Below are 12,563 nucleotides of genomic sequence, written 5' to 3'. Positions count from 1 at the left end.
TTAAATTACAGGATTTGAGGCATATTCCGACCAAAGTTCATCAATCGTTTTTCCGGTTTCTCTTGCCCAAAACTCATCAGTATAGACTTTATCACGCATCGCCTGATCTAACTTCTTGACAAAGTTCTTTTTCTTATGTTCTTCTATCCAATGGAAGAATCGCGCAGTAATCCTATAAGAATCGGTATATTTCTGTTTTTCATTAAATTCCGGAAGTCTCCAATTACCTGCTTCATTGGCTACCCCATATTTAAAACGAATATAATCCGCAATGCCTTCAGTAATCCACCAAGGCCCAGATCCGTTGGGATATGCCTGAACGATATGCATGACTTCATGCGTCACGACATCAATATCATGTGGGTTTTTCTTCAACCAATTAGGACTGTATCGAACGATCCCTCCCGCTGTAGCAGCGACACCATCATACTCCGGATCGATGACAAAGGTCACTTCCTTCCTTGTTTTCTTATTATACTTTTTGGCCAACTTAGGGTAGTTGGTGAAATAAGTGTCAATAAGTTCTTGTTTAGTGACCGCACTAAACTCTTTGTCCTTATTGATCCATATCAAGGTATACCCCTTCTTCTTCAAAGTATCCAGCTCGACGGCAACCTTTCGGTCATCCTCGGTATGTTCCCAGCTTTGCGCATGGCTTGAAGAAATAGAAATACCCAAAAATATGCTTAATGCGAATGTTAATGTGTTTTTTCTCATTGGGCTAATTGATTTATTAAATATTTAGTGAACTCTTGCCAATAATTGCTGTTTTGAGCCAACTAAAACGATAATCTAGTAATCAAATATATTTAAAAAGATTAGTAATACTATAAAAATCTAGGATTGTTACAACAGTATTTATTAACCTAAGTTCATTTTTTGAGCCCAAAGTTCACCAACCTTTATTAAAAATAACAAGGCATTAGCCAAGAGGCTAAAATAATGAGTGCAATAATCTTATTTATTTTTCCTTCGATAGAATTTGGAGGGCACTTTCTTCTGCGGTTCCTGCAAGGCAAATACAAATCCTTGCATTTGACCCTATTTCAGTTTAGAATGTTTAAATCTGGACATTCCAATGCTGCTGTGTTTTCTATCATTGCATTGATATCTCAATTGCTGATTGATCATACTGGATATGATGAAACCCTTACTTGGTTCCTTAGAGCTGGCTTTGTTGCTTTAGCGGTATTGATCTCTGCTGGATTTTTCTTTGGGGCTATGGGCGAAGGTAGGACAACCAGCAACAACTGGATATCTCTAGTTTTTGTGGCGACCGTTTTAGTTAGCACCTGCATGTTCGCCCTTGGAATAGGGTTATTGGAAACATGCTAATTAATCTTGTATTATTTTCTATAATATTTCTATAATCAAAAAAGGCTGATCCGGCTCCGGATCAGCCTTTCCTTTTTAATTAACGGTAAACCAAGTATAGCTTTTCGCAGGAATCTTAACAGGTAAACTCAATTTATAATCTCTTGCCAATTGATGCTTTTGGGGGTTCTTACCCTCGAAGGCAATCTGCACATCCTGTTCCAATCCAGTGTAGTAAAGCGGCAGATCAACATGAATATGCATCTCTTTATCAGTTGGATTATACAACATACCCAAACCCTTTTCTTTTCCATTTGGATCGACATGTAAAATACCGTCCCAATTCCTTCCATCTGCTCGACGTAGGTGGATGATATCTGCATTCAAGATATCGCGATATTTCTTATACCAATCAATCACCTCAATGACGGTGGCTTTAGTCTTATCTGTATCATACAATCGAGGACCTCTATAACAAGCTTGAACGCCGGCGCCATAATATTGCATCATCAATTGTTTATAATCTTCCAAATGATCATTTAATGGTTCCAAAACTGCATCTGCACCGCCTCCATGGTAGGCTGTCAAAGGAACAAATCCCCAACCCATTGACGGCGTCTTTTCCCAGGTACCATCATAGATATTTTGGCGGTTCAAAATCTTTTGCTGATCTCTCGACAAGGAGAAATTAACTTCCCGATACCCCAAGGCAATTTTATTTGTACCATCTAGAAAATACCAATCTGGCGCATTGATATATACGCCCATCTGATTCAATTCATGGAAAATAGACTTCTGGATTTCCATCTGCGCAAATTGGGAGTCTTCCAAGCCATGATGCCCCGGATGGTCGTGCGACGCACAGACATCTCCCGGATATGGCCCATCCATTTCCAAAATACTAAAACCGGTATTCTTGAAAAAATCCTTAATTGCTTGTGCATAATCCAAACCCCATTGGCTACCAAAACATGGCGCATTCCCAAAAAATGCACCTCCGGGTTTTCCGGTTTTCGGATTGATGACATCAGTTTCTGGGTTAATACTTCTTGAACTAAATAAAGTATAGCCCCCTAATTTAATTCCCTTGGACTTTGCATAATCCGCCAATTCCTTCCATTCTTTATGGTTCTCGGCCGTGTTTAGCTCCATCTTCAAATGGCTACCAAAACTCAGGATTACCGCCTCATAGCCCGTTGCAGCACATTGATCAATAGCTGTAATCACTTCCTCCCTATTTTTACTTACCAAATGCATAAATATAGGATTAGCATTGGTCCATGGCGTTAAATACCGGTACATCCTCCTGATAGCTAAGCCTCTGCGTTCCTGGTCATGGCTATCATGTAGTAATTCAAAAGTCTTAACGGAAGTAAATTTCTGTTTGGGCAGCATTTCGATCTTAGATACATCTTTCGGATAGACCAAGGCCTTTGCCGGCGTAGTTAAATCATAATTGACCTGCGAAGTATAAGTTGTATCTTTTTCCCAATGCAAGGTTTGATCGGATAGACGGTATTTCATTGCGTTATTAAAAGCATAATTGGTCTCAAAATAGATTCCCGATTGCTTTTTCATATCCTCCGTACTGCCTACGACAGCTGATTCCTCCTCTACCAAGGAAAGTATCTCATTGACCAAGCGATTTACTTCGATCTTCTTTTGGCTTTCATTCCTGACTTCCACCCATTTTCGAAGGACCGGAAGTCCATCATAGATTTCATAATGTACATCGACGCTAATCCCGGGTAATTCAGGATGCTGAAATTCCAAGACTAAGCCAATGCCCTTGGCTTGTTCCGAATGGGAGGACCAAAATGGACTTTTGCTATTTAAAGCTTGCTCTAATGGCACTTCCCGAGATGTTTTAAATACAAATGCATCAGGATTAGCTTTTAATGTCGGAAACCATGATGTCAGGAAATAGGCTTTCTCCTTCTGCCCTTTTAACCCACCAATCTCATATTCTTTACCATTGATATTCACTATAGCCTCGGGCTCAATCGCTCGGATCAATTGTTGACCATTACTGAGATTACTGAAATCATAGCAGGCTAAGTTAGCTGCTTTCTTAAAGGTTCTTCTTATCAGTCCATTTTCAAGGATAATGTCTTCCTTATTGTTTACAATCTTTGATGAATAGCCCGTTGACTGGATCAGCCAATCTTTATTGGCGGTTTTTTGTACCTGTCCAGCTGAAAACTGAACCGATGAAACCGATAGTAAGGCAATTAGGATTAGTTTAGTGTTGATTTTCATAATTTAAAAAAGAGGCAGTTGATAGAAATCAAACTGCCTGCTGCGAAGTGAATATTTTTGGACTAAAGACTTCTTGACAATTCGTTCAATAGCGTCTTGGCATTGTTCAATTCCTCATTCCAACCATCAAAACGCTGATTGGCTTCCATCTTGTTGATGGCTGTTTGAAAGCTGTCTATAGATTTTTGATCATTTTTAGCTTTCAAGGCCTTCATCACAATCCTTGCTTTTTCATAATCTTGGATTCCTTCCAACATTCTTTCATATCGGATTGATGATCGACCTTTCGGATAAACAATATAAGTATCTCCTGCTGGCCAGGTCCTGAACCTAGAATCCGTCAATGGATTTTCTACCCATGAGTTATAGGCCCATCTCAGCATTCCATCAAAACCGGTTGCCAAAGCATACCAACCCAAATAAGTCGACTCGGCCGGTTCGGAGAAGGTAAACTGATTTGGGAAACCATCCGAGCAACAGATATAGAAGGTACTGTTCAAGCCTCTTTTATGCCGATCCATAATATCAGCCTTTGAAAAAGGATGACCTACCGAGATACTGATATCCTCTGAATTTGGAAAACGCTGATAGGTTTTTTGGTTATCGGCATAAGAAATACCAATTTCTGGTGCTACCTTTTCCAATAAGGCAAAAGCCGCGTCCATCTGTTCTCTTTCCCTTTCATCCATGGCAATATTGGTTTTCTTCAACCATCCTTTTGCATCCAGATGTTTTACGAAATCCTTCAAAAATGGAGTCCAAAGCTCTTCAAAAATAGCAGTCCCTGGTTTGGTAACCACATTGACCAACTCCCCTTTTGCGGCATCTTGATAATGGATCTCATTGTTCCATGGAATGATAGAATAACAGTTTATCATGTCATCAACCCCTAGGTCCATCATAAATTGAACCCAACGGTCAAATACGGCATAATCATAGGTCCAAGTTCCATCGCTATTCTTGGTCCAGGTAATCATGTCAGCATAAGGATCATAGGTCTGTACATTCCAAGGATCTTTGTTCAAGGTGGTCGTAATTACCTTCTGTCCGGCGTCTGCAAGCATTTGCATCACAGGTTTCATGGCTTCAAAATGGGCATCACTCCACATTTCCAGGCCTTCAACTCTTGCTACTGCAGATGGGTGTTGCCATTGGTCTAGGTGATAGCTCCATTCTGTTGCTTTAGGCAAGGTTTGATTGATTACATCCAGCTCTAAACCCAATTTTTGGCTAGGTTGTCCCTTGGCAGAAATGGTTACAATCCCTTGGTAAAGACCCGCTTGCGTATTTTCGGGTATCTTTACACTGATCCACACTGGTCGAGCTGTCTTTTTTTGGATATCAAACGACTTAAGATTATCCAGCATATCGGGAGCTAGCGATGAGGCGAAATCCTCAGGTTTCCTATATCCACAACCGCCTGCAAATTCATCGGTCATGACATAACGCACAAATCGCGCATCGGAAGCAGCCTTGGAAATCACTGCTTTATTTTTTGAAACCAGATCAGAAACATCCACATGAACATCAGCAATATCAGCATTGGTCCAAAGAAGGATCTGAGCAGATAACTTCTCCCCTTTCCAGCCCTCAATTTTCACTCTATTTTGTTTGGCTATTTCAGGCGCCAAGGACTTGGCAAATCGCTTATCGATTGTTACAAAAGAACTATGTAGGCCTGGTCCTACCTTAGACCAGTCAGCATTGACATCGGCAGTAGGATCAGCTAATTCGACAAAGGTTTCTGAAAGTGCAGCTTTACCTTGGGCACTTGCTTCTTCAACAGTCAAGAAAGTAAGGCCTAAACTCAGTAAAACCACCCATTTAGGAGTATTGATTTTCATTGATGATAGTTTAGTTGATTATGCTGCAGCAATTTTTGCCACAAGAATACAATATACAAGATACAGGAATTAATTTAAAAGCGACAGGCCGAAAGTTATTGTAAGTAAAATATTATACAAGACTGCAACCGATTAGTTATTCAAACAAATAGCATCCAATTAACTGAATTTCAACTATTTTATTATTTGTATAAAATATGTTGCAATCAAATATTTTCATTCTATATTTGTACTTGTTTTTAATGAGTCTAAATAAACTAACCTCCCTTTGTTAGTTTCGTTTAATTAAACCCTATCATTCTTTTTGTTGAGGAGGAAAGTTTTTTTCAGGTTCTTGGAAACAAAATAGCGCCATGCTAAAGACGGCAATCTCTGCATGACGCCAAAAATCTAATATCAGCTGTAACTGGTATTAGTTGATTGATTCTAGGAATCAATCACCTTTTACACACTGTATGTATGAAAGGACCTGCAAGATAAACAAAATTGGGCGCTCTCCCTATTAATTTATCCCACGGTTCTTTCATAAACAGTTAATGGAATTTTTAACATTATACATTAACATTTTATGAAGTACCATCTATTATCCAATCACTCACCTACGAGTTACACACACTTAGTATCTAATCTATTCTTTTCAGGGACTTGTAATGTGCTTTTTCAGACCCTTTTATTTATTCTTTTTCCCTCTATATTAAAATCGACTCAGTCCCACTATGAAAACTAATCTCATAACAACACTGTTCTTATTATTCTTTATTACAACTTCTTACGCCCAAAACGGCACAATCAAAGGAACTATCCTGACCCAAAGAGGTAACCCTGCAAAAAATGTAGTGGTCAAATTGAACGGCAACCAAGAAATGGAAGTCGATTCCCTTGGAAAATACCAATTCAGCAATCTTACACCCAAATCTTACGAAGTCAGAGCCAAACATATAGGTTTCACCTCCCAAGTGAGCAGCATTGTGCTAAAGGAAAATGAAACGCGCATCCTAGACTTTGTCCTTGAAGAAGGAACCAATACGCTCCAAGAAGTTATCGTAAGCGCCAAGAAACCCATCGTTGAACATGAGCTATCAAGCTCTCTTCGAGTTCAAACCCCAATTTTGGAACTATCCCAAAATGTCCAGACCATAAATGCTGAAGTGCTAGCAAAACAACAAGCATTTAACTTAGCAGATGGTCCATTCAGAAATATCTCTGGTGTTAGCCGACAAACCCATTGGAATGATATGTATGTCAATATCAACATGCGCGGTTCCCAAATCCAGGCTTTCCGCAATGGGATGAATATTGTCAGTTCCTACTGGAGTCCTTTATCAGAAGACATGGCAACTGTAGAAAAAATTGAATTCGTAAAAGGACCTGCGGGATTTATGATGTCCAGTGGCGACCCAGCAGGGATCTACAATGTGGTTACCAAAAAACCTACAGGACAGCAAAGTGCTGAAGTAACCTTTAGCTTAGGAAGTTTTGAAAACTACAGAAGCACTTTGGACTTAGACGGTAAACTTTCTAAAGACGGCAAACTACTTTATCGATTGAATATCGCTGGGTCTTCAAAAGCTTCTTTCCGTCCGAATGAAGACAATAAAAGACTTGTAATCGCTCCTGTTCTATCTTACAAAATTAATGATAAGACAACTGCCACATTGGAATATACTTATCAGAAAGCTGTCATGACTGATGTTGGATCAGGTTATTTGATGTCTCCATTTGGCTATAAAACTCTTTCTCGTGAAACCACATTTTCTCAAAAAGGAACCGAACCTCTGGACATCGATGAACATTCTGCATTTATCAATATCGAGCATAAATTAAATGCTAATTGGAAATTAACCGCACAGGGTGCTTATTTTAATTACAATCAAATCGGCGCTAGCAGTTGGCCTAAAGATATTCTTCCTGATGGCAAAATTATCCGGAAATCGGATACTTGGGATGCCCAAAGCAAGATGCTCCTTGGCCAAGCTTTCTTAAATGGCTCATTTAATACTGGAGAAGTGAAGCACCAAATATTGGCGGGTATTGATCTAGGAAGTAAATCCTATTTAGCAGACTGGAACCAAAGCATTATTCTAGATAGTTTAAATGGAGGTGAGTTTGATCCTAAGAATCCTGTCTATGGATTTGACTTTGGGCTTCAGAGTTTTGACCGCAGCCATTCCTTGGTTCAACGCGCAGCTATAGGCGGTGGCATTATGTCCTCAGATTATAATTCAGCCTATGTGCAAGATCAAATGAGCTTTTTTGATAATGCTTTACGTTTGACTTTGGCTGCTCGCTATACCTCCATGTCTATCAGTACCTGGGGCGGTGCGCCAGTTAAAAGCGAAAAAGTCACACCGAGAATAGGTCTATCCTACTCCATTGATAAAAATACAGCAGTCTATGCATTACTTGACCAATCTTTTCTTCCACAGCAAGGAATTTTATTTGACGGATCTAAAATAAAACCAATCACAGGTAACAATTATGAACTTGGTATCAAAAGAGATTGGTTCAAAGGAAAATGGAATAGTACCATCGCGATCTATCAAATCACCAAAAACCATGAAATAACATCCTATGGACCAAGACCTGAGATGTCAGTCGAAGTTGGGCAAAAAAGAATCCGCGGGCTTGAAGTCGATATCCGTGGTGAGATATTAAGGGGTTTGAACCTGATTGCGAACTATGCATACACCGACGGACAAGTGACCAAAACCAATGAAGGTGTTGAAGCCTTTTTTGTTGGACAAAGACTTGATGGTGCCGATGTTCATATCGCCAACCTATGGCTGGACTATGAATTGACGCGAGGAAAGGCAAAAGGTTTGGCCTTCCAATTTGGAGGGATGTCAAATATCCAACGTGGCTTGGAATTCTACTCCAAGGATGAACCCGAAAAAAATATTGAAGATTATTTCCGCTTTGATGCCGGGATGGGCTACCGCATCGACAAATTCAGTGTCAATCTAAATGTACAGAACCTTTTGGATAAATACTTGATTGAGGGCGGTAGTTATTACACTACCTATTTCAGTACCCCTGTTTACTCTTGGCAAGCCGGTGCACCAAGAAACTATAGATTAACATTTGCATATAAATTCTAAAACCATGAACACAAAAACATTATTGACAATTTTAATAAGCCTTGTAAGCCTTCAATTTGCGAGTGCACATGCATTATGGATTGAAACCCAATCAAATGGAAAATTGAACCAAAAACATACGGTCAAAGTTTATTACGGTGAATATGCCGAAGGTTTGGTAGACCCAATCGATAAATGGTACTCAGATGTCAAAGATTTCGACTTGATCTTGATCGCTCCGGATGGAAGTAAAAAAGTCCTAGAAAAAACAGCGGCTATAGACCATTTCGAAGCTTCTTTTCAACCAACAGCTAACGGAAACTATATCCTTTCTGTAGTAAAGCCTGCAAAAGAAGCCTATGAAACCATGAAATTCGAATTTTCTTCCATCGCTTTCGTCCAAGTTGGAAAGTCTTCCAAAACTACGAATTCACTTCCTTTCCATCTTGAATCCACAGTCCTGAGCCCAAAACTGGGCAAATCCATAGAGATCCAGGTATTGGATAATGGGCAAGCTGAAAAAGAAAGGGAAGTAGTCATCATGGGCCCCGAGGGATGGACCAAAACCGTCCATACCGATCAAGAAGGAAAAGTTTCCTTTAAACCCTTGATCGCTGGGAAATATATTATTGAAGCCTCTCGTATAGATGAAAAATCGGAAGACTGGTATGGTCAAAAGATTGAAAAAATCTGGAAAGGCAGCACCTATTCCGTAACTGTAAACTAACCATATTAAGCTAGTAAAGTGCTTTATGCACTTAACTAGCTTAATCTTTATTCTTAATATCATGTTCAGCCTAATCATTCTATTCGTTTTCACAGGCACTTATTTCTTTTATTGCAGCAGCAAGAAAATGAAAAGTACCCATCAAATAGAATACAGCATTTTTAAATCATTTACACCCATACAATTGAAAGTATCTGGGTTCATCTTATTAGCGATTGCTGCCTGCTTAACCATTGTCAAACAAGGTCTAGAAGCCGGAAGCTTTGCTTTTATAGTCTATTTAATGACTTTTTTAAGTCTTGTGAATCTGCTGTTCCCTTATAAAACCTTGAAATGGAAACATATTCTCTTTCTTTTTTCCATCTCGCTGATCCTTGAATTAATAATAATGTTTATCTCCCATTAGCCATGCCAGCAAATAAAAAATACCTTAGTTCTCCTTTCCAAAGGTTTTTAAAAATAACCGCAGGTTTTATAGCGGGATATTTACTTATGCTCGCTTTCCATAATTTCTTGACCTTATTTTGCGATCGCAAAAACATCGTCATGTTATCTGGTTTTTCTGGGTATATCATATGGGCGATTCTGCTTCTCTTAGCCTTTTTATCAAAAAATGGATGGTATATCTGGGGCATATACCTAAGCCTCACTTTACTTTTATCTATCCCTTTCATCTTTTAAATTCATAATGAATACCAGAAATTATAACATCTATTTTAATACACATACTATCAGTGGGATTATCATCTGTGCCCTTCTCTATGTCATTTTCTTTGCGGGTTCATTCTCATTTTTCAGAAATGAAATTGCCGCTTGGCAACAGGGCGATTCCTTCTCCAAAATGACAAAAGCGGATGTGGATTGTGACTATTTATTAGATTCCCTCGGACAGGCAATGGAACTCAAAGGAAGGGATATTACCTTTTCCTTTTATCACAAGAATGCTCGTTCTTATATGAGCTATACAGATTCCAAAGACAGCTTGCAACATGCAGAAAACTTAGCAAAAATCAATGAAAAGGTAGCCAACAAAGCAGACTGGACCAATACTGATTCAAAATATTTCGGCTATAATTTTATCAACAAGAAATCTGGCAGCTATACTGAAAACTATGACCTTGCAGAATTTTTATATAGGCTCCACTTCCTAGCCCAATTGAACGAAGTACCCATTAATATAGGCATTGGCCCCTTTGGTTATGTGGTTGCTGGTTTAACCTCCTTCATATTTCTATTTGCCTTGATTACAGGTCTTTTGCTCCATTGGGACAAAATCGTCTCCAATTTTTTTATCTTTCGCCCCTTTTCCAAATGGAAGACCGTGTGGACGGATATGCATACTGCATTAGGAGTCGTAGGCTTTCCTTTTCAATTTATCTATGCCGTAACAGGGATATTTTTAATCTTAAATTCGGTTTTGGCCATTCCTTTTGAAAAGATAATCTACAAAGGCGATTCAGAAACCATGTACACCGACCTTGCCTTTAACCATAAAGTTAATCTGCCCTACAGTTATTCAGCATTATCCCAAACGCCATCAATCAATCCATTCTTAGATACGGTCAGAAAAAAATGGCCAGATAGCCGGATCTTTCGACTCAGCATCAAAAATTACGGTGACAAAAATATGCAGGTCATTGCGGAGATCAGCCCCACCTATTCGAAACATCTTGCAGGTTATGGTATCTATAACATCCGTGCAATTGATGGCAAGATATTGGAAGAAAAGACACCGATGGCTAATTCAACCTTTGTAGACCATGTAAAGAGCCTCTTGTACAGATTACATTTTGGAGATTACGCGGGATATCCGCTCAAATATTTATCCTTTATCTTGGGTATCATGGGCTGCTTGGTCATCTCCTCTGGAATCATGATCTGGTTGGTCGCTAGGGATAAGAACAATGTCCCTAAGCATAAAAGAAAGTTCAACTTCTGGTTGGCAAATGTATACCTAGCCATCTGTCTGACCATGTTCCCTACTACCGGAATAGCCTTTATTGCTGTCAAATTGGGCGCTCAAGTAAACCAGGATTTTCTATACCAAGTTTATTTTTGGACTTGGCTCCTATTTAGCACCTATTATATTATTCGCAGAAATATCAATAAGACCAATAGAGAAACCTTACTATTGGGTAGCATCATCGCATTTATCATCCCTATTGTCAATGGGGTGATCAGCAAAAAATGGATATGGAATAATTTAATGGAAGGCAATATAGATCTGTTCAGTATTGACTTTCTTTGGATCTGTATTGGAGTCGTAGGGATTAGCATCTTTAGAAAAATCAGCAAACTGAAAACAGCGGCAGTCTAAAATCAATTACCTCAATAAGGTTTCTTTAATCAGGATATATACCCCTACCAAAAGAATCATATATCCGAATCCTTTTTTGAGGTTTTTGTTACTGATTTTCTCGGAAAGATAGAATCCAATAAATATTCCGAACACAGTACCACCGGTATAGCCAAGTAGTAATTCCCAGTCAAAGAGTTCGAACTTCTCTAAATCGCCCATTACCCCAAAGAAGGAATTAATACTGATAATGATCAAGGAGGTCGCCACAGCCTTCCGCATTGGCAGATGATAAAAGTTGACCAATGCCGGAATAATCAGGAACCCACCACCAGCACCTACCAGTCCTGTTACCAAACCTACCAATGCACCTTGAAAAACAATGACCTCTATAGGCGTCTTGACGTATCCTCCAGGCACTTCCGGACCATTCTTTGCCGAACGGATCATACTTAAGGAAGAAGCTACCATTACAAAAGAGAACAAGATCATCAATAGCACGTTCTGATGAAAACTATATCCTGCGATAGGGATGACTTCTGGAACTAAAGGAAGGATAAAGGACCGAGTAATAAAGACCACGATCAAAGAAGGTACACCAAAGGTTAGGACTTTCGGTAAGTCAGCTTCCTTTTTTATGATCCCCCGCACGGCACCGATCAATGAGGTGATCCCAATGGCGAAAAGCGAATAGGTCGTGGAAAGGGTTGGCTCAACAGCCATAATATAAACCAAAATTGGAACGGTCAAAATGGTCCCTCCACTGCCAATTAATCCCAAGGTTATTCCAACCAAAATTGCTAATACGCAGCCAAGGATTATCATATCATTTAATATTTGGTTTAAATGTGTTTATACTTCCCATCCATAAAAGTAAAGGAAATTAATTAAAATAATCCAATTCCAAGTCTTTTTCCCGGAAGCTGATAATTTTTATTCTTTTCCTTTAAACTGCATTTAACCTGTACTGGCCTGACCTAAATTTTCCAGTAGCATTACGACTTATCCGAGATGGACTCGATTCCAAATGGGTCTTGTTTTGGACA

The 12,563-nt window shown here is 39.2% G+C and carries 9 protein-coding genes; 5 read left to right on the top strand and 4 right to left on the bottom strand.

The window, feature by feature from the left end:
* Positions 1-717 carry a basic secretory protein-like protein gene (locus tag ACK2WI_RS06880; RefSeq protein WP_313368423.1) on the bottom strand — a complete coding sequence of 239 codons (717 nt, stop codon included), beginning with the start codon at positions 715-717 and terminating at the stop codon, positions 1-3.
* Positions 718-942: 225 nt separating this feature from the next.
* Between ACK2WI_RS06880 and ACK2WI_RS06875 the strand changes: the two genes are divergently transcribed.
* Positions 943-1,335, top strand: a complete 393-nt coding sequence (locus tag ACK2WI_RS06875; protein ID WP_409150175.1) for a hypothetical protein — start codon at positions 943-945, stop codon at positions 1,333-1,335.
* Between the two features lie 75 nt (positions 1,336-1,410).
* Here ACK2WI_RS06875 and ACK2WI_RS06870 read toward each other — a convergent pair whose 3' ends face one another.
* On the bottom strand, positions 1,411-3,573 hold the full coding sequence (locus ACK2WI_RS06870; protein WP_409150174.1) for an alpha-galactosidase: 2,163 nt from the start codon (positions 3,571-3,573) through the stop codon (positions 1,411-1,413).
* A gap of 62 nt (positions 3,574-3,635) precedes the next feature.
* Positions 3,636-5,417, bottom strand: a complete 1,782-nt coding sequence (locus tag ACK2WI_RS06865; RefSeq protein ID WP_409150173.1) for a glycoside hydrolase domain-containing protein — start codon at positions 5,415-5,417, stop codon at positions 3,636-3,638.
* A 716-nt stretch (positions 5,418-6,133) separates the two neighbouring features.
* On the opposite strand from ACK2WI_RS06865, the gene ACK2WI_RS06860 reads away from it, so the two are divergent.
* The 4 genes from ACK2WI_RS06860 to ACK2WI_RS06845 all read left to right on the top strand — a co-directional run bounded on the left by ACK2WI_RS06860 (position 6,134) and on the right by ACK2WI_RS06845 (position 11,538).
* Entirely contained in the window at positions 6,134-8,515 is a 2,382-nt protein-coding gene (locus ACK2WI_RS06860) for a TonB-dependent siderophore receptor (RefSeq protein ID WP_409150172.1), read from the top strand.
* A gap of 4 nt (positions 8,516-8,519) precedes the next feature.
* Positions 8,520-9,221 carry a DUF4198 domain-containing protein gene (locus ACK2WI_RS06855; RefSeq protein ID WP_409150171.1) on the top strand — a complete coding sequence of 234 codons (702 nt, stop codon included), beginning with the start codon at positions 8,520-8,522 and terminating at the stop codon, positions 9,219-9,221.
* Between the two features lie 61 nt (positions 9,222-9,282).
* The gene (locus ACK2WI_RS06850) at positions 9,283-9,627 is read left to right on the top strand and encodes a hypothetical protein (RefSeq protein WP_093097879.1); all 345 of its coding nucleotides are present in this window, start codon (positions 9,283-9,285) and stop codon (positions 9,625-9,627) included.
* Positions 9,628-9,909: 282 nt separating this feature from the next.
* Positions 9,910-11,538 carry a PepSY-associated TM helix domain-containing protein gene (locus ACK2WI_RS06845; protein ID WP_409150170.1) on the top strand — a complete coding sequence of 543 codons (1,629 nt, stop codon included), beginning with the start codon at positions 9,910-9,912 and terminating at the stop codon, positions 11,536-11,538.
* 6 nt (positions 11,539-11,544) lie between these two features.
* Here the strand turns inward: ACK2WI_RS06845 and ACK2WI_RS06840 are convergent, their stop codons facing one another.
* Positions 11,545-12,342, bottom strand: a complete 798-nt coding sequence (locus ACK2WI_RS06840) for a sulfite exporter TauE/SafE family protein (RefSeq protein ID WP_409150169.1) — start codon at positions 12,340-12,342, stop codon at positions 11,545-11,547.
* Positions 12,343-12,563: the final 221 nt, after the last annotated feature.

It is taken from the genome of Sphingobacterium sp. BS-2 (genome assembly GCF_046161205.1).
In the GTDB taxonomy this organism is placed as follows: Bacteria; Bacteroidota; Bacteroidia; order Sphingobacteriales; family Sphingobacteriaceae; genus Sphingobacterium; species Sphingobacterium mizutaii.
This window is presented reverse-complemented; position numbering and strand designations above follow the sequence as displayed.

Excerpts from the sequence above, each read along its gene's own strand:
- ACK2WI_RS06860 (WP_409150172.1), top strand. The coding sequence starts at position 6,134 with ATGAAAACTAATCTCATAACAACACTGTTCTTATTATTCTTTATTACA.
- ACK2WI_RS06880 (WP_313368423.1), bottom strand. The coding sequence starts at position 717 with ATGAGAAAAAACACATTAACATTCGCATTAAGCATATTTTTGGGTATT.
- ACK2WI_RS06875 (WP_409150175.1), top strand. The coding sequence starts at position 943 with ATGAGTGCAATAATCTTATTTATTTTTCCTTCGATAGAATTTGGAGGG.
- ACK2WI_RS06850 (WP_093097879.1), top strand. The coding sequence starts at position 9,283 with ATGTTCAGCCTAATCATTCTATTCGTTTTCACAGGCACTTATTTCTTT.
- ACK2WI_RS06845 (WP_409150170.1), top strand. The coding sequence starts at position 9,910 with ATGAATACCAGAAATTATAACATCTATTTTAATACACATACTATCAGT.
- ACK2WI_RS06855 (WP_409150171.1), top strand. The coding sequence starts at position 8,520 with ATGAACACAAAAACATTATTGACAATTTTAATAAGCCTTGTAAGCCTT.
- ACK2WI_RS06870 (WP_409150174.1), bottom strand. The coding sequence starts at position 3,573 with ATGAAAATCAACACTAAACTAATCCTAATTGCCTTACTATCGGTTTCA.
- ACK2WI_RS06865 (WP_409150173.1), bottom strand. The coding sequence starts at position 5,417 with ATGAAAATCAATACTCCTAAATGGGTGGTTTTACTGAGTTTAGGCCTT.
- ACK2WI_RS06840 (WP_409150169.1), bottom strand. The coding sequence starts at position 12,342 with ATGATAATCCTTGGCTGCGTATTAGCAATTTTGGTTGGAATAACCTTG.